At 60.6% G+C, this 22,866-nt stretch carries 25 protein-coding genes; 19 read left to right on the top strand and 6 right to left on the bottom strand.

Annotation, left to right across the window (positions count from 1 at the left end):
- The 6 genes from lpxD to VDP81_RS00315 are packed head-to-tail and all read left to right on the top strand — an operon-like array spanning position 1 to position 5,042.
- Complete coding sequence (gene lpxD / locus VDP81_RS00340; protein ID WP_323011235.1) at positions 1 to 1,146, top strand: UDP-3-O-(3-hydroxymyristoyl)glucosamine N-acyltransferase; 1,146 nt, start codon at positions 1 to 3, stop codon at positions 1,144 to 1,146.
- Positions 1,146 to 1,598: a 3-hydroxyacyl-ACP dehydratase FabZ gene (gene fabZ / locus VDP81_RS00335; RefSeq protein ID WP_322994958.1), complete on the top strand. Its 453-nt coding sequence runs from the start codon at positions 1,146 to 1,148 to the stop codon at positions 1,596 to 1,598. The genes lpxD and fabZ overlap by 1 nt, the downstream gene beginning before the upstream one ends.
- A complete protein-coding gene (gene lpxA, locus VDP81_RS00330) occupies positions 1,598 to 2,395 on the top strand; it encodes an acyl-ACP--UDP-N-acetylglucosamine O-acyltransferase (RefSeq protein ID WP_323011234.1) in 798 nt (265 codons plus the stop codon). The genes fabZ and lpxA overlap by 1 nt, the downstream gene beginning before the upstream one ends.
- 7 nt (positions 2,396 to 2,402) lie before the next feature.
- Positions 2,403 to 3,638 (top strand): lipid-A-disaccharide synthase, encoded by a 1,236-nt coding sequence (gene lpxB / locus VDP81_RS00325; protein ID WP_323011233.1) that lies wholly within the window; start codon positions 2,403 to 2,405, stop codon positions 3,636 to 3,638.
- Positions 3,622 to 4,242, top strand: coding sequence for a ribonuclease HII (gene rnhB / locus VDP81_RS00320; protein ID WP_322994961.1), 621 nt, complete (start codon positions 3,622 to 3,624; stop codon positions 4,240 to 4,242). The genes lpxB and rnhB overlap by 17 nt, the downstream gene beginning before the upstream one ends.
- Positions 4,239 to 5,042, top strand: coding sequence for an RNA methyltransferase (locus VDP81_RS00315; RefSeq protein WP_322994962.1), 804 nt, complete (start codon positions 4,239 to 4,241; stop codon positions 5,040 to 5,042). The genes rnhB and VDP81_RS00315 overlap by 4 nt, the downstream gene beginning before the upstream one ends.
- A 23-nt stretch (positions 5,043 to 5,065) precedes the next feature.
- On the opposite strand, the gene VDP81_RS00310 is transcribed toward VDP81_RS00315, so the two are convergent.
- Positions 5,066 to 5,899 (bottom strand): pyruvate, water dikinase regulatory protein, encoded by an 834-nt coding sequence (locus VDP81_RS00310; protein ID WP_322994963.1) that lies wholly within the window; start codon positions 5,897 to 5,899, stop codon positions 5,066 to 5,068.
- Between the two features lie 203 nt (positions 5,900 to 6,102).
- On the opposite strand from VDP81_RS00310, the gene ppsA reads away from it, so the two are divergent.
- The 3 genes from ppsA (at position 6,103) to VDP81_RS00295 (ending at position 9,248) form a co-directional block, all read left to right on the top strand.
- Positions 6,103 to 8,481: a phosphoenolpyruvate synthase gene (ppsA, locus tag VDP81_RS00305; RefSeq protein ID WP_322994964.1), complete on the top strand. Its 2,379-nt coding sequence runs from the start codon at positions 6,103 to 6,105 to the stop codon at positions 8,479 to 8,481.
- Positions 8,482 to 8,572: 91 nt separating this feature from the next.
- Positions 8,573 to 8,800 carry a hypothetical protein gene (locus VDP81_RS00300; protein ID WP_323011232.1) on the top strand — a complete coding sequence of 76 codons (228 nt, stop codon included), beginning with the start codon at positions 8,573 to 8,575 and terminating at the stop codon, positions 8,798 to 8,800.
- Positions 8,784 to 9,248, top strand: a complete 465-nt coding sequence (locus tag VDP81_RS00295) for a methylated-DNA--[protein]-cysteine S-methyltransferase (RefSeq protein ID WP_322994966.1) — start codon at positions 8,784 to 8,786, stop codon at positions 9,246 to 9,248. The genes VDP81_RS00300 and VDP81_RS00295 overlap by 17 nt, the downstream gene beginning before the upstream one ends.
- 39 nt (positions 9,249 to 9,287) lie before the next feature.
- On the opposite strand, the gene smpB is transcribed toward VDP81_RS00295, so the two are convergent.
- Positions 9,288 to 9,749, bottom strand: a complete 462-nt coding sequence (smpB, locus tag VDP81_RS00290) for an SsrA-binding protein SmpB (RefSeq protein ID WP_322994967.1) — start codon at positions 9,747 to 9,749, stop codon at positions 9,288 to 9,290.
- 125 nt (positions 9,750 to 9,874) lie between these two features.
- On the opposite strand from smpB, the gene VDP81_RS00285 reads away from it, so the two are divergent.
- Both VDP81_RS00285 and VDP81_RS00280 read left to right on the top strand, forming a co-directional pair.
- The gene (locus VDP81_RS00285; RefSeq protein ID WP_322994968.1) at positions 9,875 to 10,309 is read left to right on the top strand and encodes a type II toxin-antitoxin system RatA family toxin; all 435 of its coding nucleotides are present in this window, start codon (positions 9,875 to 9,877) and stop codon (positions 10,307 to 10,309) included.
- A 2-nt stretch (positions 10,310 to 10,311) separates the two neighbouring features.
- On the top strand, positions 10,312 to 10,608 hold the full coding sequence (locus VDP81_RS00280) for an RnfH family protein (protein WP_323011231.1): 297 nt from the start codon (positions 10,312 to 10,314) through the stop codon (positions 10,606 to 10,608).
- A 10-nt stretch (positions 10,609 to 10,618) separates the two neighbouring features.
- Here the strand turns inward: VDP81_RS00280 and VDP81_RS00275 are convergent, their stop codons facing one another.
- Positions 10,619 to 11,737: a hypothetical protein gene (locus tag VDP81_RS00275; protein WP_323011230.1), complete on the bottom strand. Its 1,119-nt coding sequence runs from the start codon at positions 11,735 to 11,737 to the stop codon at positions 10,619 to 10,621.
- A 388-nt stretch (positions 11,738 to 12,125) separates the two neighbouring features.
- On the opposite strand from VDP81_RS00275, the gene VDP81_RS00270 reads away from it, so the two are divergent.
- The 3 genes from VDP81_RS00270 to mmsB are packed head-to-tail and all read left to right on the top strand — an operon-like array spanning position 12,126 to position 15,361.
- Positions 12,126 to 13,280, top strand: a complete 1,155-nt coding sequence (locus tag VDP81_RS00270; protein ID WP_322994971.1) for an acyl-CoA dehydrogenase family protein — start codon at positions 12,126 to 12,128, stop codon at positions 13,278 to 13,280.
- A complete protein-coding gene (locus tag VDP81_RS00265; RefSeq protein WP_323011229.1) occupies positions 13,277 to 14,437 on the top strand; it encodes an enoyl-CoA hydratase/isomerase family protein in 1,161 nt (386 codons plus the stop codon). The genes VDP81_RS00270 and VDP81_RS00265 overlap by 4 nt, the downstream gene beginning before the upstream one ends.
- Positions 14,438 to 14,467: 30 nt before the next feature.
- Positions 14,468 to 15,361, top strand: a complete 894-nt coding sequence (gene mmsB / locus VDP81_RS00260; RefSeq protein ID WP_322994973.1) for a 3-hydroxyisobutyrate dehydrogenase — start codon at positions 14,468 to 14,470, stop codon at positions 15,359 to 15,361.
- A gap of 65 nt (positions 15,362 to 15,426) precedes the next feature.
- Here mmsB and VDP81_RS00255 read toward each other — a convergent pair whose 3' ends face one another.
- Entirely contained in the window at positions 15,427 to 16,359 is a 933-nt protein-coding gene (locus tag VDP81_RS00255; RefSeq protein WP_322994974.1) for a folate-binding protein, read from the bottom strand.
- Between the two features lie 98 nt (positions 16,360 to 16,457).
- On the opposite strand from VDP81_RS00255, the gene mltG reads away from it, so the two are divergent.
- The 5 genes from mltG (at position 16,458) to VDP81_RS00230 (ending at position 20,830) form a co-directional block, all read left to right on the top strand.
- Positions 16,458 to 17,468, top strand: a complete 1,011-nt coding sequence (gene mltG / locus VDP81_RS00250; protein WP_323011228.1) for an endolytic transglycosylase MltG — start codon at positions 16,458 to 16,460, stop codon at positions 17,466 to 17,468.
- 7 nt (positions 17,469 to 17,475) lie between these two features.
- Positions 17,476 to 18,114 carry a dTMP kinase gene (tmk, locus tag VDP81_RS00245; protein ID WP_322994976.1) on the top strand — a complete coding sequence of 213 codons (639 nt, stop codon included), beginning with the start codon at positions 17,476 to 17,478 and terminating at the stop codon, positions 18,112 to 18,114.
- On the top strand, positions 18,111 to 19,145 hold the full coding sequence (holB, locus tag VDP81_RS00240; RefSeq protein ID WP_323011227.1) for a DNA polymerase III subunit delta': 1,035 nt from the start codon (positions 18,111 to 18,113) through the stop codon (positions 19,143 to 19,145). The genes tmk and holB overlap by 4 nt, the downstream gene beginning before the upstream one ends.
- 61 nt (positions 19,146 to 19,206) lie before the next feature.
- Positions 19,207 to 19,986 (top strand): TatD family hydrolase, encoded by a 780-nt coding sequence (locus tag VDP81_RS00235; protein ID WP_323011226.1) that lies wholly within the window; start codon positions 19,207 to 19,209, stop codon positions 19,984 to 19,986.
- A gap of 13 nt (positions 19,987 to 19,999) precedes the next feature.
- Positions 20,000 to 20,830 (top strand): ankyrin repeat domain-containing protein, encoded by an 831-nt coding sequence (locus tag VDP81_RS00230; protein ID WP_323011225.1) that lies wholly within the window; start codon positions 20,000 to 20,002, stop codon positions 20,828 to 20,830.
- Between the two features lie 80 nt (positions 20,831 to 20,910).
- Here the strand turns inward: VDP81_RS00230 and VDP81_RS00225 are convergent, their stop codons facing one another.
- Complete coding sequence (locus VDP81_RS00225; protein ID WP_323011224.1) at positions 20,911 to 21,984, bottom strand: sulfate ABC transporter ATP-binding protein; 1,074 nt, start codon at positions 21,982 to 21,984, stop codon at positions 20,911 to 20,913.
- Between the two features lie 2 nt (positions 21,985 to 21,986).
- The gene (cysW, locus tag VDP81_RS00220; RefSeq protein ID WP_322994981.1) at positions 21,987 to 22,862 is read right to left on the bottom strand and encodes a sulfate ABC transporter permease subunit CysW; all 876 of its coding nucleotides are present in this window, start codon (positions 22,860 to 22,862) and stop codon (positions 21,987 to 21,989) included.
- Between the last annotated feature and the right edge of the window lie 4 nt (positions 22,863 to 22,866).

Genomic DNA, 22,866 nt, shown 5'->3' with positions numbered 1-22,866 from the left:
ATGGCGGTGTTGCTTACGCTCCAGCGGGCTCCTGCGCTGCGACAGCTGCTACAGGAGGCCGACTTGGTCGGGCTGGGGTGTACGCTGACTGACACCGCTGGCGCCGAGACCCTGAAAATCACGGGCATCGGCTCTTTGCAATCGGCCGGGCCCACCGAAATCAGCTTTCTGTCCAATCCAAAACTGCACGAGCAGTTGCTGGAGTGTCGGGCGGCCGCTGTCATTCTGCAGCCCAAGGACTGGCAGGCCTATCAGGCAATCCAGCCTCAGCCGCCAGCCTGGCAGGTTGTGCTCTGCGAGCAGCCATATCTGATGTATGCGCTGCTGGCTCAGTGGTTTGACCACCATCGCATAGCGGATCTGCCGCGTGGCATACATCCCAGCGCCGTGATTGCCGACGATGCGATTCTCGAGGATGGCGTACACGTTGGGCCATTGACGGTCATTGAGGCCCGTGCCCGAATCCGCGCTGGCACGCGCATCGGACCTGGCTGTGTCATTGGTCCTGACTGTGATATCGGCACGGACTGCTTGTTGCACGCCCAAGTCACGCTGTACCACGGGGTCCGTATAGGCGCGCGCGGCATCTTGCATGCAGGGGCTGTTCTGGGGGCTGATGGCTTTGGTTTTGCGCCGGACCCCCGCGTCCCTGGTGCCTGGGCGAAGATCGCCCAATTGGGCGGTGTCCTGGTGGGAGATGATGTCGAGATCGGCGCCAACACCACGATTGATCGCGGCGCAGTGGAAGACACCGTGCTGGGCAATGGGGTAAAGCTCGATAACCAAATCATGATCGGTCATAATTGCCATATTGGTGACCATACTGCTATCGCTGCCTGCACGGGGGTGGCCGGGTCCACTATCATGGGACAGCGATGCGTCATCGGGGGGGCGGCGATGTTCAGTGGACATCTCACCTTGGTCGATGATGTTCATATCTCGGGTGGGACAGCCGTGACTGCCGATATTCTGAAGCCCGGGCGCTATACAGGGGTGTTTCCCATGGCCGAACATAACACCTGGCAGCACAATGCTGCCGTGCTTGGACAATTGGCTCCACTGCGTAGGCGACTCCGCGCAATCGAACGACAGGCGATGACCGAACCGGCCAGGCAGTCGGCGAACAACAAGCAGGACACACAATAATGGAACTCGATATCAAAGACATCATGGAAAGGCTGCCGCACAGGCAGCCGATGCTGCTGGTGGACCGCGTCCTTGAAATGGATCCGGGCAAAAGCATCGTCGCCATCAAGAATGTCACTTACAACGAACCGTTTTTTCAAGGGCATTTCGCGCACCATCCCGTCATGCCCGGTGTGCTCATCATCGAAGCGCTGGCCCAGGCGGCTGCTTTGTTTTCCTTTGCCGATGCCGGGGCGCCCAATCTGGTCAGCACAAAAGTCGCTTATTACCTGGTCGGGGTCGACGGGGCGCGCTTTCGCCGCCCGGTCGTTCCAGGGGATCAGTTGCGCATGGAAGTCTCCGCTGACAGACTCAGCCGTTCAATTTGCAAATACACCGCCGTGGCCAAGGTAGGTGACCAGATTGCCGCCGAGGCCAAGATCATGTGCGCGGTGCGCATTCTGGAAGAATAATGTCGGTGTCCCAGATCCATCCGACAGCAATTATTGCATCCGGGGCCATCATCGGCCCCGGCGTCAGTGTCGGGCCTTATAGCGTCATCGGCGAAAACGTGCGTATTGGTGCCAATACCCGCATCGGTTCGCACTGCGTCATTGAAGGCCACACCACCATTGGTCCAGATAACCATTTTTACGGCTTCTGTTCTATCGGCGGCATGCCCCAGGACAAGAAATACGCAGGTGAACCTACTGCCCTGGAAATCGGCGCCAGTAATACCTTTCGTGAATTCGTGACGATCAATACCGGCACGGTTCAGGATATTGGCACGACTCGCCTGGGTGACGATAACTGGATCATGGCCTATGTGCACATTGCCCACGACTGTCAGTTGGGCAGCCATATCGTCATTTCCAACAGTGTGCAGTTGGGTGGCCATATCCACATAGACGACTGGGCCATCATCGGTGGTTTGTCGGCCATCCATCAGTTCGTGCGCATCGGCGCTCACACCATGATAGGCGGCACCAGTTCGGTGCGACAGGATGTCCCCCCCTATATGATCGGGGCAGGCGACTCTTTCCGTCCGGTGGGCATCAATGCCGAAGGCCTGGGTCGCCGGGGCTTCACGCCCGCCGACGTGCAGGCCCTCAAGGACGCCTATAAAATCCTCTATCGCCGCCAGTTGAACATGCCACAGGCCATCGAGGCACTGCTGGACTTGCAGTTGCAGCAACCCGACCAGGCGCCTGCCGTGCAGACCCTGGTGGATTTTTTGCAGGCCTCCAGCCGCGGCATTGCCCGCCCATGATCCACTGATGAATACCCGGCACATGCACGCGGCCATTGTTGCCGGCGAGCCCTCCGGCGATTTGCTGGCAGCCAGGATGATCACAGGATTGCAGGCGCGCAGTCCAGGTATTCGGACCACGGGCATTGGCGGCCCATCGATGGTGCGCACCGGTTTTGAAGCCTGGCATCCGATGGATGCCTTGTCTGTTTTTGGTTATGTCGATGCCTTGCGCCAGGCCCCGCGCCTGATTCGCACGTGGCGCAATACCCGCCAGCGGGTCATCCAGCAACGCCCCGATGTATTTGTCGGGGTGGATGCGCCTGACTTCAATCTGCGCCTGGAAGAAAAAGTCAGGGCGGCCGGCATCCCCACGGTGCATTTTGTCGGGCCTTCGATCTGGGCTTGGCGCTTTGAGCGCATTCATCAGATTCGCCGGGCGGTTTCGCACATGCTGGTATTGTTTCCCTTCGAGGTCGATCTCTATCGGGAACAGGGGGTGCCGGTCACGTATGTGGGTCACCCCTTGGCCGAACTCATCCCCAAGCAGCCCGATCGCGCCGCTGCGCGTGCCTTGCTGGGCCTGGATCAAGGCCAGCGGGTGCTGGCCTTGATGCCCGGCAGCCGGGAATCCGAACTCCGCTTGCTGGCGCCGCGTTTTTTGCAGGCAGCCCAACAGCTGCGTTTGCAAGACCCTGACCTGCAGATTGTCGTGCCCGTCGTCAATGCCCAGCGCCATGCGCAATTTGCCAGCATGTTGGCCCAGTACCCTGTGCCCAATTGCCGGATTCTGGCAGCCATGCCAGAACTTCCCCCCCACCAGGAACATACGCGTTGCGACGGGCTGGATACCCGGGATTGGCCGCTTGCCTGGCATGCCATGGAGGCCGCCGACGCCGTCCTGGTGGCCAGCGGCACGGCCACCCTGGAGGCCGCCTTGTTCAAGCGGCCCCTGGTGATTTCCTATGTGCTCAGCCCCTGGATGCGGCGCATCATGGCCTGGAAATCCGGCCAACAAGCACCCAGCTTGCCGTGGGTAGGGCTGCCCAATATACTAGAGCGTGATTTTGTCGTCCCCGAACTCTTGCAGGAAGCGGCGACACCCGATGCCTTGGCTGCCGCCACTTGGACTGCCCTTAGCGATCAGGCGCATGCTGATCGGATTGCCCAGCGCTTTGCGGTGTTGCACGAAACCCTGAATCGGGACACGCCGGGCCTGGCTGCCCAGGCGATTCTAGAGGTTTGCCATGGCAACGCAGGCTGATTTGTTTGCGCCATCCCTGCTGGTCGACGCCCTGGTGGCTGGGGTGGACGAAGCGGGCAGGGGGCCGCTGGCTGGGCCGGTATTTGCGGCGGCCGTCATCCTGGACCCTGCTCGGCCCATTGCGGGTCTGACTGACTCCAAAAAGCTCAGTGCCGCCCGCCGCGAGGCACTGGCCACACAGATCCGCGAACAGGCACTCGCCTGGGCAATCGCCCAGGCAGATGTGCCGATGATTGACGAACTGAATATTCTGCAGGCGACCTTGATCGCCATGCGCCAGGCGTGTCAGGATCTGGCGCAGGTGCCTGAATTGATTCTGGTGGACGGCAACCGTCTGCCGACCGGGCTGCCATGCCCGGCACGATCCATTGTCGGCGGGGATGCACTAGAGCCCGCCATTTCAGCCGCGTCTATCCTGGCCAAGACCGCACGGGATGCATACTGCCTGGCGCTGCATGCGCAATATCCACAGTATGCTTTCGATCGGCATAAGGGCTATGGCACGGCGCTGCACTTGGCGCGCCTGGTGCAGTATGGTCCCTGTCCGGCCCATCGGTGCAGCTTTGCGCCGGTCCGGCGGCTTTTGCAAGCAGTGCCCACATGACATTTACCACTCCCGTACGCCATATCGCTTCGCGCGACAACCCCGACTATCGCCTGTGGCTACGGCTGGCCCAAGGCCGACCAGGGCATCGTGAAACCCGTATTTTGCTGGAGGGTGAACACCTGTGCCAGACCTGGCTGGAACATCATGGCGCACCCGTGGCTCTGATTGTCAGCGAGGCGATCCAGGCCCAGTCGCCCGGCTGGATCAAGCCTCTGTGGCGCGATTGCGAACACACCCGCCGGATCGTGCTGGAAGATCACCTGGCCAGAATCTTGTCACAAGTCGGAAACGGCCCTGCGGTTTTTTTTCTGGTAGAGCCGCCTACGGTCATGCTGCCTGAGCTGATCACCGAGGGCTGTCTATGGCTGGACCGGGTACAAGACCCGGGCAATCTCGGGACCTTGTTACGCACGGCGGCGGCGGCTGGTCTGAAGTCTGCCTATCTCTCGCCAGGCTGTGCGGCAGCCTGGTCGCCAAAGGTTTTGCGCAGTGGCCAGGGGGCGCATTTTTCACTGAATATTTACGCCCAGGTTGATTTGTCGGGCCTGCATCGCCGACTGCGCGTGCCCCTGGCCGCCACGACGCTGCAGCAGGCCCAGTCTTTGTATCAACAAGACCTGCGCCAGCCTTGTGCCTGGCTGTTTGGCAACGAGGGACGCGGGGTGTCGGCGGATCTGCTGGCCTTGGCCGACTGGCGGGTGCATATTCCCCAATCGGCCAGCGTAGAGTCCCTGAATGTCGCTGCCGCAGCGGCGATTTGTCTGTTCGAGCAGCGTCGTCAGTTCGCCGGAGTCTAGCCCCGGTCATTGGCCATCAGGTCTTAATAGGTCGTGCGATCAAGACCGACCTCGTCCAGGATTTTGGTGGAGATTTCCTCGATCGAGCGGGTGGTGGTGGACAGCCAGGGGATGTTTTCCATCCGCATCAAGCGCTCTGCCTCGGCGATTTCCTGACGACATTGCTTCAGGGATGCATAGGTGCTGTTGGGGCGGCGCTCGTTGCGGACTTCAGCCAGACGTTCGGGCTGGATGGACAGGCCAAAAAGCTTGCGCCGAAAAGGCAGCAGGGTCGCAGGCAGGGCGCCTCGGTCAAAGTCTTCCGGGATCAGGGGGTAGTTGGCAGCCCTGACGGCGTACTGCATGGCCAGGTACAGGCTGGTGGGGGTTTTGCCGCAGCGTGACACGCCCACCAGAATGACGTCGGCTTGCTCTAGTCCCTGAATATATTGGCCATCGTCGTGCGCCAGGCTGAAATTGATGGCCTCGATGCGACGGTTGTATTGCTTGGATAGGCCATTGGTGTGTGATCGGCCCACCGAGCGGCTGGACTTTACCCCCAGGATGTCTTCTAGCTCTTGTACAAAGGCCCCGAACAAATCCAAAAAGATGCAGGGCACCTGGCGGATGCGATCGGCAATCTCCGAATCCACCAGGGTGCTGAACACCAGCGGGGGCGGGCCGCCTTGGTCGGCGCGTTGCTGGATGCGGCGCGCTGCGGCATCGGCTTTTTCCATCGAATCGATGAATGGCAGGCGCACTGCCTGGAAGGCGATTTCCTCGAATTGCGATAGCACGGCGTGGCTAAAGGTCTCGGCGGTGATCCCGGTACTATCGGAAACAATAAAAACAGGGCGATCAGATACGGTGTCGGTCATGGATTTTGAGCCACCAAGCGTCAGAAACGGTACAATCCGCGAAGATTACCAGTCACCTGCTGCTCAGGCAAGGCTGGTTTGCCAGACGTATGCGGATTCTGCCACCCAGAACAGGCAGGATCCCCCGCTGTTTCACCTCCGTGGCATGGTGGTGTGTCGCGTATGTCGGGCAAACACGCTTTTTCTATCTTAAAGGTGACACCATGTCATATGTAGTATCTTTCGAGCAGCTCCGCATGACGGATGTGGACTCGGTAGGGGGCAAGAACGCTTCACTCGGTGAAATGATCAGTCAGCTGGCCGATGCCGGCGTACGAGTGCCTGGTGGCTTTGCCACCACGGCCGATGCTTTTCGCGAGTTTCTGAAGTCCACTGGCCTGGATGCGCGGATCAATCATCGCCTGGATACCCTGGATGCCGATGATGTCCGCGAGCTGGCCAATGCCGGGGCCGAAATCCGCCAATGGGTGATCGAGACCCCGTTCCCTGCCGCTTTCGAACAGGCCATCCGTGGCGCTTTTGCCCAGTTGGATGCCGATGGCAACGGCTCTTTTGCCGTGCGCTCATCGGCGACCGCCGAAGACCTGCCCGATGCGTCGTTTGCGGGCCAGCAGGAAACCTACCTCAATGTGGTCGGCATCGACGAAGTCCTGGAGAAAATCCGCCTGGTCTTTGCGTCCCTGTACAACGACCGTGCCATTTCCTATCGGGTCCACAAGGGCTACGCCCACGCAGAGGTCGCCTTGTCGGCCGGCATCCAACGCATGGTGCGTTCCGACAAAGGCAGCGCGGGGGTGATGTTCACCCTGGATACGGAATCCGGCTTCAAGGACGTGGTCTTCATCACCTCGTCCTATGGCTTGGGCGAGACCGTGGTCCAGGGCGCTGTCAATCCCGACGAATTCTATGTCTTCAAGCCCACCTTGGCGGCAGGCCACTATCCCATCATCAGTCGACGCATTGGTTCCAAGCTTCTCAAGATGGAATTCGACGCCGATCGCACCACCGGCCATGCCGTTCGCACCATCGAAGTCCCGGCCTCCGAGCGCAACCGCTACTCGCTGTCCGATGACGAGATCATCGAACTTGCCCAATACGCCACCATCATCGAATCCCACTATCAGCGCCCCATGGATATCGAATGGGGCCGTGACGGCATCGATGGCAAGCTCTACATCCTGCAGGCACGCCCCGAGACCGTCAAATCCCAACAGGGGCACAACGATGTCCAGGAGCGCTATCGCCTGATGGCCACTGGCGAAGTCCTGGTGCGTGGCCGGGCCATCGGCCAGAAAATTGGCTCGGGTACCGTGCGCGTGGTGGCCGATGCCTCCGAAATGGACAAAGTCCGCGCAGGCGATGTCCTGGTGACCGACATGACCGATCCGAACTGGGAGCCGGTCATGAAGCTTGCTGCGGCGATTGTCACCAACCGGGGCGGACGCACCTGCCATGCCGCCATCATTGCCCGCGAACTCGGCATTCCCGCCGTGGTGGGCTGCGCCGATGCCACCGATGTGCTGACCAATGGCCGCGAGGTCACCGTGTCTTGCGCCGAGGGCGACGAGGGACACATCTACGACGGCTTGATCGAGACCGAAATCGAGGAAGTCCGCTGGGGTGAAATGCCGGAAATCGGCCTGAAAATCATGATGAACGTCGGCAATCCGCAGCTGGCCTTCGACTTTTCCCAGATTCCCAATGGCGGGGTAGGGCTGGCCCGCCTGGAATTCATCATCAACAACAACATCAACGTGCACCCCAAGGCCATTCTGGACTACCCCAATGTCGATGGCGACTTGAAAAAAGCCGTTGAGTCCGCTGCCCGGGGCTATGCCAGCCCACGCGCCTTCTTTGTCGAAAAACTCGCCGAAGGCATTGCCACGATCGGCGCGGCTTTCTACCCAAAGCCCGTCATCGTGCGCTTGTCCGATTTCAAATCCAACGAGTACCGCAAGCTCGTGGGCGGTTCGCGCTACGAGCCCGAGGAAGAAAACCCCATGCTGGGTTTCCGCGGTGCATCGCGCTATGTCTCGGACGACTTTGCCGAATGCTTCCGCATGGAATGCGAGGCCCTGAAAAAGGTCCGCGACGACATGGGGCTGACCAATGTCGAAATCATGGTGCCCTTTGTGCGTACCCTCAGCCAAGCACAGCGCGTGGTTGATCTCTTGGCTTCCCACGGCCTGAAGCGCGGCGACAACGGCCTGCGCCTGATCATGATGTGCGAAGTCCCCACCAACGCCATCCTGGCCGAGGAATTCCTGCAGTTCTTCGACGGCTTCTCCATCGGTTCAAACGACATGACCCAACTGACCCTGGGGCTGGATCGGGATTCCGGCATGGAGCTTCTGGCCGCCGATTTTGACGAACGCGATCCTGCCGTCCAGTTCATGCTGCGCCGCGCCATCCAGGCCTGCCTGAAGGCCGGGAAATACGTCGGTATCTGCGGCCAAGGACCCAGCGACCACCCTGATCTGGCTCAGTGGCTGCGTGACGAAGGCATTTTGTCCATGTCGCTCAATCCGGACACGGTGGTGGACACCTGGCAGCGTCTGGCCGATACCCGCACCGTCGCCTGATTGCTTGTTGCGTCGCCCGTCTTGTGGGTTTTTAATCCCTGCAAGACGGGCGTATCGTATAGGTTCAGCGATTCGCGTCACCGGAGCCATCATGTTTCATGCCACTCTTTCTTCCCCGCTGGGGGATATCCTGCTCAGTGCCGATGAACTTCATCTGACCGGACTACATTTCACCGATCAGCGGGATTGCCCCCAGGTCCAGGGCTTGTGCGCCGCACACGACACGGTTGCTCAGCCTGGCGCCGGCACTACTCTGCAGGGTCGGGCGCTGCGCACCCTGAAGGCACGGCCTGCCCGGCTCGATGCCTGGGGGCGGTGAACTGTTCGATACGCAGGCGCTGGCCTCCGAACCTGCCATGGCCGACCCCGCCCGGATGTCGCTGCACTTGCTGCAAGAAGACACGCCTGCCGGTGCGCTGGCGGTTTTGCAGCAGACACAGACAGAACTGAATGAGTACTGGCGAGCCCAGCGCCAGACGTTTGATATTCCCTTGGCTCCCCAGGGTAGCGCCTTCCAGCAAAAAATCTGGCAGGCTTTGTTGGCTGTGCCTTGTGGGGCAACCCTGTCATATGGCCAGTTGGGCGAACAGGCAGGCCTGGGTACCGGGCATGGTCGCGCCGTCGGCACGGCAGTGGGCAGCAACCCCATCAGCATCATCATCCCCTGCCACCGTATTCTGGCGCACAACCACAGCCTGAATGGTTATGGGGGCGGATTGGGCCGCAAGATCCGCTTGTTGCAGCTGGAAGGTCTGGTCATCGGCTAGATTAGATGCAACTGGAAAGCTTGATCATAGGCTAGACGATCAGTTGGGTCGCGCCCGCGTATCGTGCTTCATCAGACGTTCTTTTTCCCGCGCCCAATCCTGGTCACGCTGGGTGTCGCGTTTGTCGTGCAGTTTCTTGCCGCGCCCCAGGCCGAAGTCCAGTTTGATGCGCCCGCCTTTATAGTGCAGATTCAAGGGCACCAAGGCATAGCCGCGCTGTTCGACCTTGCCGATCAGCTTGCTGATTTCGTGGGCGTGCAAGAGCAGTTTACGGGTTCGGGTGGCGTTTGGGTGGATATGGGTGGACGCCGTGGGCAATGGGCTGATGTGCATGCCTAGAATCCACAAGGCCCCATCGCGCACGATGACGTAGCTTTCTTTTAGCTGTACGTGACCCGCGCGGATGGCTTTGACTTCCCAGCCTTCCAGCACCAGCCCGGCTTCAAAGCGCTCCTCGATGAAGTAATCGTGGGTGGCTTTGCGGTTATCGACAATACTCATGGATTTGGCTCTGTTTGGCAGAATCAGGGTGCTATCCCCAACAAAAAGGCTGGGATTTTGGGTAGCCCCGCATGCCCTGATAAAATCCTTTCATTCTATCGTTTTCTTATGTTCCCGTCCTGCTGATGCCTGCGATCCAACGTTCTGTCCTCGTTCCCTTCAGTTGTGCCCAAATGTTCGATCTGGTGGCCGATGTTGCCCGCTATCCCGATTTCATGCCCTGGTGTGGCGGCTCGACTGTGCAATGGCACAACGAAACCGGCATGCAGGCCAGCGTGCAGATACGCTTTGCCGGTGTCCACCAAAGCTTCACCACCCGCAATGAACACGACTATCCCCATAAGATCATCTTTCACCTGGTGGATGGGCCGTTTTCCAATCTGACCGGACACTGGACTTTCCAGCCACTGGGCGAAGATGGCTGCAAGGTCCTCTACACCATGGAATACGCGTTCTCCAGCCGCGCGCTGTCTGCGGTGGTCGGCCCCGTCTTTAACCGCATCGCCAGCAGTTTCATCGATTCCTTCACGCAGCGCGCTCACGCCGTCTACGGAAGCTAGGGATGCAGGTATCCATTGTTTTTGCCGCCGCCACCCGCTTATGGCGTCAGACGCTGGACGTGCCTGCAGGCAGCACAGCCGCGCAGGCGGTGGCTGACAGTGATTTTGCACTGGAATTTCCAGAATATACCGATCAGCCCCTGACCATGGCGATTTATGGCGAACGTTGCGATCCCCAGCGTGTGCTGCATGAACACGACCGGGTCGAACTCTGCCGCCCCCTGGTCTTTGATCCCCTGGAGTCCCGCCGCCGCCGCGTGGCGCACCGGGCAGGAAAGCACAAGTCCGGCGCTGGCTAGTTTGCAGACTTCAGGTTTTACCCGGCCGATCAGGCAGTTCTTTTTTCTGGTTCTGGTTTAGTTTGCGATCAAGCAGATCGATATATTGCTGGATGGCCACGTGCTGCTGGTGGTCTTGTTCGTGGAATTTTCCAGCGGCTGTCAGCAAAATTTTCTGACCATCCAATTGCGTTTCATTGACGCGCAGAATCTTCAAGTCTAGCTGTACCGACTGGGCGCCGGGCAGGTCGAGTCGACCATGGAATATCTTGTCGGTATGGTTGTTCAAGCGGCCTTTCAAGTCGATCAGGCGGGCGCCTCCGGTACTGATGTCAAACAACGGGAAGACGCAGTTGAAGACATCCACGCTGGGGTCCAGAACGGCAAAGGACGCCGCATTGATCAGGGGCGTGCGAACCCGAAAATGCGCGCGCCGCTGCGAACTGTCTGCGTCGGGGCGGGTAGGGCCTCCGATGGCGGGGGGAGGATGACGACGGCGCACCGGGCGGTGTCGGATATCCACCAGTCGGATATGTCGCCAGGTAATGGCCGTGGCCAAGGCCAGCGCGAGCAAGCTATTGATGATCAAGCCGTAGAGACTGAACTGGCTGGTGGCCGCAGCCTGGATGCCCATCGTAGCCGCCTGCCGATGATGATACTGGGCCAGGGTCTCGATGCTATCGATATAGTCCTGGACCAAGGTGTTGATGTCGATGCTGGAAATCAGCCGCTTGGCATAGGCCTGGTCGGTGGTCAGGGATTCCAGGGCGGCCTCTCGCCAGGCGACGTAGGGCAGACGGGCCTGCTGCAGGTATTGGTACAGTGCAAAGGCCTTGGGCTCGGTGCTCAAGGGCTCAATGCGGGATCGCAACTGGGCATTGCTGACGGCCAGCTCTTCCAGTCCGGCCTGGTAAAAACTGCGGGCTGAGTCCTCGGATACCATGACGTAGGCCAGGGCCTGGCTATGACCGTATTCGATCTGCTGGGCCAGCGTATCAGCCAGGGAGGCAGCCTCTGCGTGCTGCTGGGCGTAAGCCTCGAAGCTTCGTGCTTTCACCATGTGCCAGAGGCTAAAGGCCGCCAAGGCCACAATCAGCAGCAATAGGCTGACGCTGGCAAGCAGCTTCTGGCCAGGCTTGAGCTTCCACATGAAGCTTCGATCAAAAAATACTTTAGCCACTACTTTATTAATATATTAGTTATTTTTTAATACTAGCCAAGATAATACTGAATGTCACTACGTACGACATCAGTATTGTCCCTAGTGGCATGTTGCGCACCTTGTGTCGATCGCAGCCGTCTCCGTCCATCCGGTAGACCCCAAGATTCGCAAAAGCACCAACCCGCAAGATCGTGCTAGGGACCCTCTAAACCCCATCATGATTGGATGGATTTAGGAGGGTCAAATGATACAGACGCGGGCGTCAAGTGCTAAAGTAATCAGCGAAGCAGCGGCCGGTCTTGATCAGACCGGCCACGTCAGATGACGCCATCAGCGTCTCGCGACCGTGACGACCATAAATCCGGAGACATACACCATGGATTTTCGCCTCAGCGAAGAACAACAGGCTTTTGCACAGGCCGCCCGAGAATTTGCCCTGGGCGAACTCGCCCCCCACGCAGCGCACTGGGACGAGGAACATATATTTCCCCGCCAGGTTTTCGCCAAAGCAGGTGAACTCGGATTTTGCGCCATGTATGCGCCGGAATCCATCGGCGGGCTGGGCCTGCCCCGGCTGGATGCCACCCTGGTATTCGAGGAAATGGCGGCGGTGGACCCTTCCACCACGGCCTTCATCACCATCCACAATATGGCGACCTGGATGGTAGGCAGCTGGGCGCAGCCCTCGGTGCGCGATTATTGGGGTCCATTGCTGTCCACGGGCGAAAAACTTGCCTCTTACTGCCTGACCGAGCCAGGCGCCGGGTCAGACGCAGCATCACTATCCACCAGCGCCCGGCTGGAAGGCGATCATTATGTCCTGAATGGCGCCAAGGCCTTTATTTCCGGCGCAGGCGATACCGATGTACTGATCGTGATGGCCCGCACCGGGGGCGAGGGCCCACGCGGAATTTCTGCGCTGGTGGTGCCGGCCGATACCGATGGCATCACCTATGGCCGCAAAGAAAACAAAATGGGCTGGAACAGCCAGTCCACTCGGCCCATCACCTTTGAAAATGCCCGTGTGCCAGTGGCCAATCGTCTGGGCAACGAGGGTGACGGCTTTCGCTTTGCCATGAAGGGGCTGGATGGCGGACGCATCAATATCGCTACCTGTTCCGTAGGCGCTGCCCAAGGCGCTTACGAGGCCGCGCGTCGGTACATGGGCGAGCGCCGCCAATTTGGCCGCCCCCTGGCGGATTTCCAGGCCCTGCAATTCAAACTGGTGGATTTGTTGACCAATATCGTGGCCTCGCGTCAGATGGTGCGTCTGGCCGCTGCCAAACTCGACGCAGGCGATCCTCAGGCCAGCGCCTATTGCGCCATGGCCAAGCGCCTTGCCACGGATCTGTGTTTCCAGGCTTGTCTGGATGCCCAGCAGATCCACGGCGGCTATGGCTACCTGAAAGACTATCCCCTGGAACGCTTGGTGCGCGACACGCGCGTACACCAGATTCTGGAAGGCACCAATGAAATCATGCGCGTCATTGTGGCGCGGCATATTCTTACCCAAGAGGCCGATTTGCGATGAGCACCACTGATATCGTCGATGTTTCTCAGGAAACCGAGCCTGATCCTGTCCTGTTTCGCGAAGTCCCGACCCAGGATGGCAAGCGTATCGGGATGGCCACCCTGAATCGTCCCGACACCCTCAATGGCTTGTCGCTGCCTATGTGCAGGCTGCTGGATGAGCGCCTGCACGCCTGGCAAAACGATGATCGTATCGTGGCTGTGGTCCTGCACGGGGCGGGCGACAAGGCCTTTTGTGCGGGAGGTGACCTGCATGCGCTCTATCAAAGCATGCTGGATAGTCCTCGGGATGCCTGGGCCAATCTGCATGCCCGCAGTTTTTTCGAGATCGAATACCGCTTGGACTACCGCATTCATCGCTATCCCAAACCCATGATTTGCTGGGGTAGCGGCATTGTCATGGGCGGCGGGGTAGGTTTGATGCTGGGGGCCAGCCATCGCGTGGTCACGTCCAGCACGCGCTTTGCCATGCCTGAAGTCACCATCGGTCTATTTCCAGACGTGGCAGGCACTTGGATGCTGGGTCGTTTGCCACGCGGCATCGGCGAATTCCTGGCCCTGACCGGCGCCCAGCTCGGGGCGGCCGATTGCCTGCACTATGGCTTGGCCGATCATTATTGCGCGGTGGATGGCCTGGATACCCTGGTGGCGACGCTGGCGGCCCAAAAATGGCCGACGGACCCAGACGAGCAGGCGGCATTGCTGGATACGGTCCTGGATGGTTTGCAACTGGCTGTGCCCGATCCAGGCCCCTTGCAAACGCATGCCGCTGATATCCGCCGCGCCTGCAGCCGTGCTGATTTTATGCAGGCGGCTACCGCGTTGGCCGCCTGGAAGCGTCACCCTGACCCCTGGATGGCGCGGGCTGCCACCAATTTTTTGGCAGGCGCACCCGGATCAGCTCGGTTGGGATACATGCTGGTCAATCGCGCCCGCCATCTGTCTCTAGCCGATGCTTTCCGCATGGAATACGTGGCGGCGCTGCAATGCTGCGCCGAACCTGACTTCCGCGAAGGCATACGCGCCTTGCTCATCGACAAAGACAAAAAACCGCGCTGGTATCCCGCCACGTTCGAGCAGGCCTCTGCCAGTTGGGTCAGACGATTCCTGGTGCACCCCTGGCCCGCAGGCCAAGAACATCCATTGGCAGATCTTTAAATAACAATACATTTTGCAGGAGACATCACCATGAGCAGCACAATTGCATTCATCGGCCTGGGACATATGGGTGGCCCGATGGCCCAGAACTTGATCAAGGCCGGCCATACCTTGCGGGTTTTTGACCTGGTGCCTGCCGCCTTGAAGGCGGCCACCGATGCCGGGGCCACGGCGGTAGATTCAGCAGCCCAGGCGGTCGTCGGGGCTGATGTGGTCATTACCATGCTGCCGGCCAGCCGCCACGTCGAGGGCCTGTACCTGGGCGAAAACGGCTTGCTGACCGCCATCACTAAGGGCACGTTGGTCCTGGAATGCAGCACCATTGCGCCTGAATCGGCGCGCAAGGTTTCCGTGGCCGCCGCCCAGCAGGGCATCCGCATGATCGACGCGCCCGTGTCAGGCGGCACCGGGGGGGCCGTGGCCGGCACCCTGACCTTTATCGTCGGCGGCACCGATGACGACCTGGCCGCCGCCATGCCGTACCTGCAGGTCATGGGGAAAAATATTTTTCATGCGGGCGCGGCCGGCGCAGGGCAGGTCGCCAAGATCTGCAACAACATGCTGCTGGGCATTCAGATGGCAGGCACGGCAGAGGCCCTGGCGCTGGGCGTGGCCAATGGCCTAGACCCCAAGACGCTGTCCGACATCATTGCCAAAAGCTCGGGGCGCAACTGGGCGACTGAACTATACAACCCCTGGCCAGGCGTGATGGCACAGGCGCCTGCCTCGCACGACTACGAGGGCGGCTTCGGCGTGGATCTGATGCTGAAGGATCTGGGCCTGGCAGCCGAGGCGTCCATGCAAGCCCGCGCAACCACGCCCCTGGGTGAGTTGGCCCGCAACCTATATGCCCTGCATAGCACGCAGGGTAATGGCAAGCTGGATTTCTCCAGCATTCTAAAGCTGTATCACCAGCCGCACTGACGACGTACTGCCCCCCTGGTTTTTCGGGGGGCAGCTTGTGTGTTCAGGGTCGAAATCGCCGGGGCTTATGCGGATAGCCCTGGGTCTGCCAAGCGCAGCATCAGCATCGGGCCATCGGCGCTGCCGATGACACAGGGTGCTTCTGGGCCGTCTATCAGTGTAGTTTCGGCTGCCACATACAGCTGTCCATCCAGCAGCACACATGCAATGAGTCGTCCGACGGGCCTGGCAGGCGCAGCGTGATTTGCCGCATAAAGATCCGTCCCTGCGGCGGGCACAGGCAGCGAATTTTGCCAGGAGGCCGTCCCCCAGGCCAGGCGTCGCTTCACGGTTCCTCGGTAATGGCTGCGCGCCACGACTTCCTGACCCGGATAGCACCCCTTTTTAAAATCGATGCTGCCATTCACATCCATGTTCAGGGTAGAAGGCAAGAACATATCCTGGCTGGCCAGGCGTATCCAAGGCCAGCCGCTGGCGATCTGCGCCGCATGCCAAGGGGTAGCCAGATGCGCGTCTGTGGGTAAGCGAGGCGCAGGCTGTATACGCCAGGCGGCAGGCCGGGCGGCGCTGGTGTGCGGCGCGACGATCCAATCGACGCCGTCCAGAGTTTGGCGTGACCAGGGCGGCAGGCCATGCAGTGCTTCAGCCACCAGGGCTGGTCCCTGGACGCCTGAAATCACATGATTTTCGGCCAACGAAAGATCCAGCTTGGCCCGCAGGACGAACAGGCGCAGCCGACGCAGCAGGCCATCTGCCAGGTCGCGCGACACCATCAGGCTGATGCGCTGGTCGTGCGCATCGGACCAGATCACGCCGTTGGCCAGCAAGCGCCCCTGGGCCGTGCAATAGGCGGCAGGCCTAGCCTGGTCGGGGGGCAGGTCCAGCACCGCATTGCTGAGCTGGCCATGTAAAAATTCTGCGGCATCCGGCCCCTGCAACTGAATCACAGCCAAGTCGTCCAGGGGCCATTGCCCGTCTATCTCAAATGCGTTCTTCATCGCCACATTAAAACCATTGCCACTAAACGCACCATGATAGCGGGCGTTTCCCCCAAGACCAAGCCAAGCCCCTACAAGCCTCAGGTAAACTGGCGTCCATGAAAAAAACTCTGCGACTGTTCCTCTGGCTGCTGATTGTCGGCTTGGCGCTGATGGGCGCAGGCGTGGGTGGTGCTGCCTGGTGGGGCTGGGAGCGGCCCGTACTGATGCGGGCCGATGTGGTGGATTACCTGATCGACAACGGCAGCACACCCAGGCAGATGGCCCAGGCCATGCAGGCGGCCGGCATAGAGATCGACCCGCTGGCCTTTGTCTGGCTGGCCCGACTCAGCGGTCGCGACAAGCTCCTGAAGGCCGGTGCTTACGAGGCACGGGTCGGCGATACCCCCTGGGTCTTGCTGGAGCGCATGGCCAATGGCGATATGACCCAGGCGCGGCTTACCTTTCCCGAGGGCTGGACCTTTGCCCAGATTCGCGCCGCATTGGATGCCGACGAGCAGGTCCGCCACGATACCAAAGACATGGAAGCGGCTGACATCTTGAAGCGTCTGGCGCTGGAGCCGGCCGCGCCCGAGGGCTTGTTCTATCCTGACACCTATGTGTTTACGCCTGGGTCCTCGGATCTGGACATATTGCGTCGGGCCGCCCAGGCCGGCGAGCAGACCCTGGCGTCCGCCTGGCAGCAGCGCGACCGCGATCTGCCCCTGGAAACTCCCTATCAGGCGCTGATTCTGGCTTCCATCATCGAGAAAGAAACCGGCCATGGTGCCGATCGTGCCCGCATTGCCGGGGTATTCATCAATCGCCTGCGCATCGGCATGCCGCTGCAGACCGATCCCACCGTGATCTATGGCATGGGGGCCGATTACCAGGGGCGCTTGCGCAAAAAAGACCTGGAACGCGATACCCCCTGGAACACCTATACTCGTCCAGGCCTGCCACCCACCCCCATTGCCAGTCCGGGCAAGGCCGCCCTGATGGCGGCCCTGCACCCGGAACAGCATGATTTTCTGTACTTTGTGTCGCGTGGGGATGGGACCAGCGAATTCTCCAAGAACCTGGCCGCGCATAACCGGGCGGTGGGAAAATACATTCTTAAGCGAAACTGACATCATCATGGCGCAACGCGGTTGTTTCATTACCTTGGAAGGCCTGGATGGGGCCGGCAAGAGCACACATGTGGCCTGGATGACGGATTGGCTGCGCCAGGCAGGCATTTCCTTGCTCTGCACCCGCGAACCGGGTGGCACGCCGCTGGGCGAACAACTACGCGAAATACTGCTGCATCAGGCCATGGACTTGCGCACGGAAACCCTGCTGATGTTCGCGGCCCGCAACGAACACTGGCGCACGCATATCCAGCCCGCCCTGGCGCAGGGCCTGTGGGTGCTGTGTGACCGCTACACCGATGCGTCCTATGCCTATCAGGGCGGTGGCCGACAACTGGGGACGGACGCGATTGCTCAACTGGATGCCTGGACCCAGCCGGGGCATGGGCCGGACTGCACATTTCTGTTTGATGTACCGCTGGCGGTGGCACGCACCCGAGTCCAGCAGGGGCGCGGCACGGCAGACCGGTTCGAACAAGAAAATGCGGCTTTCTTCGAGCGTACCCGTCAGGCATATCTCGACAGGATGGCAGCCGATCCGGATCGCTTTCGCCATATTGATGCCAGCCACGGCATCCCGGAAATCCGCATCCGCCTGGATGCCTGTTTACAGGCCTTGGTCCAGCATTGGCAAAGCCGCCCATGACTGCCGCCATCGGTTTTCTCCCCTGGCAGCAAGCGCAGGCACAGTCCTGGCTGGCCACTCCTGAGCGCTTCGCCCATGCTTGGTTGATCCATGGCCTGCCCGGTGTCGGCCAGGTCGAATTCGCCATGGCGGGGGCAGCCAGCCTGCTGTGCGAATCTCCTGTGCAGGGCCTGGCCTGTGATCATTGTCAGGCTTGCCGCTGGGTACGGGCGGGCAACCATCCTGATTTGCGCCGCATCCGGCCGGATGCCGTGGCCGCCCAAGAAGGCGCCGCCATCGACGAGACCGAAGCGTCCGGCCATAAAAAACAGCCTTCCAAGGACATCCGTATTGAACAAATCCGCAGCTTGCTGCCTTGGTTCAATATGGCCACGCATCGGGGAGGGTGGCGCGTCGCTTTGCTATACCCGGCAGAATCCCTGAACACGATAGCGGCCAACGCGCTCCTGAAAATCCTTGAGGAACCGCCGGCGCATACCGTGTTTCTGCTGGTCGCCGATATGCCGGACCGTTTGCTGCCCACGCTGGTATCCCGCTGTCGGCGTCTGCCGCTGGCAACGCCCGGTGCGGATCAGGCCTTGGCCTGGCTGCAGGACCAAGGGGTGGACCAGCCGGGCGCCCGGCTGGCCGCAGCCGGTGGCGCACCGCTGGCCGCCCTGCGGCAGGCCCGTTTACAGCAGCCTGCCTTGCCGGATTGTGTGGATCAATTCCTGCGGCAGGCTGGCACCACAGAGGCCTCTGCGCCGCTGGCCGATGTCCTGCTGGCATCCGAGCCCGCCCAGTGGCTGGATAGCTTTCAACGCATCTGGCTGGACCTGAGCCTGGCGGCCCGGGGCTTGCCGGTGCGGTACTACCCCGATCGAGCCGATAAAATCCAGGCCATTGCTGAAGCGGCTGATCCGGCCCTGCTGGCGCGAACCGGCCAGTGGCTGGCCAAACAGCGCCGCCTGGCACACCACCCCCTGAATCCTAAGCTATTGGCCGACCACGCCGCCCAGCGCCTTTTGCAAGCTGTTTTACCCAGGCAATAAGCACATGATGTGGCGTACCATGGTGACGTGCCTCAGCAGCTTTTACTGACGAATTTTTATTATGTACGTTGATTCTCATTGTCATCTGAACTTTCCCGCACTGCAGGCTCAATTGCCCGACATCCTGACCCGCATGCAGGCGGCCAATGTCGGGCATGCCCTGGTGGTCAGCGTGAATCTGCGCGATTGGCCCGGGCTGATTGCGCTGGTCGAGTCCCAGCCTTGCCTGCACGCATCGGTGGGGGTGCATCCGGACAACGACGCCGAAGACGATGATGGTGCCGAGCCCGTCCTGGACGATCTGCTGCAGCGTGCCGTCCACCCCAAGGTCGTCGCCATCGGCGAGACCGGCCTGGACTACTATCGGTTGGCCGAACCCCTGGACTGGCAGCGCGCGCGCTTTCGGATGCATATCCAGGCATCCAGGCAGACTGGCCTGCCGCTGATCATACACACGCGGGCGGCTGTCGCCGACACCATCCGGTTGATGCGCGAAGAGCACGCTGACCATGGCGTGATGCACTGTTTTACCGAAACCTGGGAGATGGCGCGCGATGCCATGGATCTGGGGTTTTATATTTCTTTTTCCGGGATTGTTACCTTCAAAAGCGCAGTCGATCTGCAGCAGGTGGCCCAGAAAGTCCCTTTGGATCGATTGCTGATCGAGACCGATTCCCCCTATCTTGCCCCTGTGCCTTATCGGGGCAAGCTCAACGACCCCTCCAAGGTCATTCATGTTGCGGAAAAAATCGCCGAACTGCGCGGGGTGCCGGTCTCTGTGATCGAGCAAGCCAGCACCGACAATTACTTTCGTCTGTTCAGCAAGATCAACCATGCCTGAGGCCAAAATCCCTATGCTGCCTATACTTACAAGCTCCCGGGGTCGTCCGGCCATTGTTCGTTTGCCCAGCCTGTTGGCTGGTCTGGTGCTGGGTTTGCTTTTCCTGGCCTTTGGCGCCCAGGCGCAGTCCGCCCCGGACTCCGATTGGTGGTCGGCTATCCGCCGGGACGATGTCAGTGCGGTGCAGGCCCGGCTATTGCGCGGCACGGACACCAGCGCACTGAATAAGATCGGCAATCCTGCCCTGACGCAGGCTGTGCGCGAACAATCCTGGCGGGTATACGATGTGCTGCTGCTGGCCCCCGGCATCCAGATCGACCAGCCCAACGCGCAGGATGAAACCGCCCTGATGTACCTCTGCATTTTGGGCGAGACCGACCGTGCCGCCGCCTTGATCCAGGCAGGCGCCCAGCTTAATCGTCTGGGCTGGACGCCCTTGCACTATGCGGCGTCCAAAGGCCAGGTAGACACCGCCCGCATGCTGATCAAGCATGGCGCCATCATCAATGCCCCCGGCCCGGATGGCACGACGCCGTTAATGATGGCGGCCTTGTCTGGAAAATCAGCCATGGCCCAATTGCTGCTGGACCACGGGGCGGATCCGACCATGGTCACTGCAACTGGCGAGACTGCGGTCGACTGGGCCCTGAAACGCAATAACACGTCGATGGCGAAAGGCATAAAAGCAGCAGCCGACCAGGTTCGCAGCCAGCGGGCCAGACAGGCGGCCGGCCTGCCGGAACCGCAGCCCGAGCCAAGCCCGGCGCCCGCCAAGGATGCGCAGGACGCCTCTTCTTTCTCACGCTACTTCGATCTGGATCGCTTCGACGAGCCGGTGAAATAAGCTTCCGCGCAAATCGCTCAGAGAGACATGCAAAAGGCTAACTCCCGGTTGGGCCAGTTGGGCATCGCACAGGCAGCAAGCTATTGCAAAAACACCCGCGCATGCCGCGGGTGCGCAATGAAGCGCTGGTGGCCTTGCGCCCGGATTTGATCGAACTCCTGGCTGGGCATGACCACTTCGATGATTTCCTGAGTGTCTTCGCGGCGCAGCTCCAGCTGCGCCAGCGGACCAAAGGCATGAGCCCGCTGCAGATTCACCAGCAGGCCCTCGGAGGGCGCGTCTGTATGCTTGGTGCCCAGCGGCACAATCTGGATATCATGGGGCCGCACGTAGGCGGTGCCCTGGCCGCTGGCACCCAGATCGATGCCTAAACGGCCCAGCGTGGCGCCACCGGTATGCAGGCAGCCCGCCTGCACCCGGCCATGGAATAAATTCACGTGCCCCAAGAAACCATAGACAAAGGGGCTGGCAGGCTGATCGTAGACCGCCTGCGGACTGCCGACTTGTTCGACCTGGCCTCGATTCATGATGACCACCTGATCGGCAACCTCCAGGGCTTCTTCCTGGTCGTGGGTGACAAACAGGCTGGTCATGTGCAGTTCATCGTGCAGGCGGCGCAGCCAGCGCCGCAATTCCTTGCGGACTTTGGCATCGAGCGCCCCAAAAGGTTCGTCCAGCAGCAAGACGCGCGGCTCTACCGCCAAGGCGCGCGCCAGCGCAATGCGCTGGCGCTGCCCGCCGGACAGGGCGCCGGGTCGGCGGTCGGCCAGCCAATCCAGCTGGACGAGTTCCAGCAATCCCATGACCTTGTCATGGATCTGGCGTACGCTGGGGCGCTGCTTGCGCGGCTTCACACGCAAACCGAATGCGACGTTGTCGAACACCGACATGTGGCGAAACAAGGCATAGTGCTGGAAGACAAAACCTACTTGGCGCTGGCGCACATGGGTATGCGAAGCATCCAATCCCTCCAGCAGCACTTGCCCCCCGTCGGGCTGCTCCAGGCCGGCAATAATACGCAGCAGGGTAGTCTTGCCGCAGCCCGAAGGCCCCAGCAGCGCGGTCAGACGTCCGTCGGGAAATGTCAGTGAAATATCGCCCAGTGCGGTAAAGTTGCCGAAAGTCTTGTGGACGTGGCGGACTTCAATGCTCATGATCAGGTCTCCGAATGAGGTTTGGCGGTCTGCACGCGCAAGCGCCATTGCACCAGGGATTTCAGGGCCAGGGACAGCAGCGCCAGCAGGGCCAGCAAGGCAGCCACCGAAAAAGCCGCGGCAAAGTTATATTCGTTGTATAAAATTTCTACGTGCAGCGGCATGGTGTTGGTCAAGCCACGAATGTGGCCCGAAACAACCGAAACGGCGCCGAACTCACCCATGGCTCGGGCGTTGCAGAGAATCACGCCGTAGAACAAGCCCCAGCGGATATTGGGCAGCGTCACGTGCCAAAATACCCGCCAGCCGGATGCGCCCAGCACGATGGCCGCTTCTTCTTCATCGCTGCCCTGGGCCTGCATCAGGGGAATCAGTTCGCGGGCCACGAAAGGCACCGTGACAAATACCGTCGCCAGCACGATGCCCGGGACGGCAAACAAGATCTGCACATCATGGGCTTGCAGCCAGGGACCAAACCAGCCCTGGGCACCGAACAGCAAAACATAAATCAGCCCGGCAATCACGGGCGATACGGAAAACGGCAGATCGATCAGGGTGATGAACAGGTTTTTCCCGCGGAAATCAAAGCGTGCAATCGCCCAGGCGGCACACACCCCGAACACCAGATTCAGCGGCACGGCAATGCCCGCCGCAAGCAGGGTCAACCGGATTGCGGCCAGGGCATCCGGGTCGCTGATGGCCTGCAGGGAGACCGCCAAGCCCTTGCCCAGCGCCTCATAAAAAACCGTCACCAGCGGCAATAATAAAAACAGCAGTAAAAATATAAAGGCCACCCCCGTCAACAGGCCGCGCGTCAGCCGCCCCTCCAGGTCTGGCTGGGCTTGGGCGAGTGGCGATGGGATTGTCAGGCTGTTCATCAAT

The sequence above is a fragment of the Castellaniella sp. genome, from assembly GCF_034675845.1.
Taxonomy (GTDB): domain Bacteria; phylum Pseudomonadota; class Gammaproteobacteria; order Burkholderiales; family Burkholderiaceae_B; genus Castellaniella.
Note: the sequence above shows the minus strand (reverse complement) of the source record. Positions and strands in the feature narration are given on the sequence as shown.

What these genes read in the sequence shown, in the direction of transcription:
- lpxD (WP_323011235.1), top strand. Translation starts at nt 1, where the DNA reads ATGGCGGTGTTGCTTACGCTCCAGCGGGCTCCTGCGCTGCGACAGCTG.
- fabZ (WP_322994958.1), top strand. Translation starts at nt 1,146, where the DNA reads ATGGAACTCGATATCAAAGACATCATGGAAAGGCTGCCGCACAGGCAG.
- lpxA (WP_323011234.1), top strand. Translation starts at nt 1,598, where the DNA reads ATGTCGGTGTCCCAGATCCATCCGACAGCAATTATTGCATCCGGGGCC.
- lpxB (WP_323011233.1), top strand. Translation starts at nt 2,403, where the DNA reads ATGAATACCCGGCACATGCACGCGGCCATTGTTGCCGGCGAGCCCTCC.
- rnhB (WP_322994961.1), top strand. Translation starts at nt 3,622, where the DNA reads ATGGCAACGCAGGCTGATTTGTTTGCGCCATCCCTGCTGGTCGACGCC.
- VDP81_RS00315 (WP_322994962.1), top strand. Translation starts at nt 4,239, where the DNA reads ATGACATTTACCACTCCCGTACGCCATATCGCTTCGCGCGACAACCCC.
- VDP81_RS00310 (WP_322994963.1), bottom strand. Translation starts at nt 5,899, where the DNA reads ATGACCGACACCGTATCTGATCGCCCTGTTTTTATTGTTTCCGATAGT.
- ppsA (WP_322994964.1), top strand. Translation starts at nt 6,103, where the DNA reads ATGTCATATGTAGTATCTTTCGAGCAGCTCCGCATGACGGATGTGGAC.
- VDP81_RS00300 (WP_323011232.1), top strand. Translation starts at nt 8,573, where the DNA reads ATGTTTCATGCCACTCTTTCTTCCCCGCTGGGGGATATCCTGCTCAGT.
- VDP81_RS00295 (WP_322994966.1), top strand. Translation starts at nt 8,784, where the DNA reads ATGCCTGGGGGCGGTGAACTGTTCGATACGCAGGCGCTGGCCTCCGAA.
- smpB (WP_322994967.1), bottom strand. Translation starts at nt 9,749, where the DNA reads ATGAGTATTGTCGATAACCGCAAAGCCACCCACGATTACTTCATCGAG.
- VDP81_RS00285 (WP_322994968.1), top strand. Translation starts at nt 9,875, where the DNA reads ATGCCTGCGATCCAACGTTCTGTCCTCGTTCCCTTCAGTTGTGCCCAA.
- VDP81_RS00280 (WP_323011231.1), top strand. Translation starts at nt 10,312, where the DNA reads ATGCAGGTATCCATTGTTTTTGCCGCCGCCACCCGCTTATGGCGTCAG.
- VDP81_RS00275 (WP_323011230.1), bottom strand. Translation starts at nt 11,737, where the DNA reads ATGTGGAAGCTCAAGCCTGGCCAGAAGCTGCTTGCCAGCGTCAGCCTA.
- VDP81_RS00270 (WP_322994971.1), top strand. Translation starts at nt 12,126, where the DNA reads ATGGATTTTCGCCTCAGCGAAGAACAACAGGCTTTTGCACAGGCCGCC.
- VDP81_RS00265 (WP_323011229.1), top strand. Translation starts at nt 13,277, where the DNA reads ATGAGCACCACTGATATCGTCGATGTTTCTCAGGAAACCGAGCCTGAT.
- mmsB (WP_322994973.1), top strand. Translation starts at nt 14,468, where the DNA reads ATGAGCAGCACAATTGCATTCATCGGCCTGGGACATATGGGTGGCCCG.
- VDP81_RS00255 (WP_322994974.1), bottom strand. Translation starts at nt 16,359, where the DNA reads ATGAAGAACGCATTTGAGATAGACGGGCAATGGCCCCTGGACGACTTG.
- mltG (WP_323011228.1), top strand. Translation starts at nt 16,458, where the DNA reads ATGAAAAAAACTCTGCGACTGTTCCTCTGGCTGCTGATTGTCGGCTTG.
- tmk (WP_322994976.1), top strand. Translation starts at nt 17,476, where the DNA reads ATGGCGCAACGCGGTTGTTTCATTACCTTGGAAGGCCTGGATGGGGCC.
- holB (WP_323011227.1), top strand. Translation starts at nt 18,111, where the DNA reads ATGACTGCCGCCATCGGTTTTCTCCCCTGGCAGCAAGCGCAGGCACAG.
- VDP81_RS00235 (WP_323011226.1), top strand. Translation starts at nt 19,207, where the DNA reads ATGTACGTTGATTCTCATTGTCATCTGAACTTTCCCGCACTGCAGGCT.
- VDP81_RS00230 (WP_323011225.1), top strand. Translation starts at nt 20,000, where the DNA reads ATGCTGCCTATACTTACAAGCTCCCGGGGTCGTCCGGCCATTGTTCGT.
- VDP81_RS00225 (WP_323011224.1), bottom strand. Translation starts at nt 21,984, where the DNA reads ATGAGCATTGAAGTCCGCCACGTCCACAAGACTTTCGGCAACTTTACC.
- cysW (WP_322994981.1), bottom strand. Translation starts at nt 22,862, where the DNA reads ATGAACAGCCTGACAATCCCATCGCCACTCGCCCAAGCCCAGCCAGAC.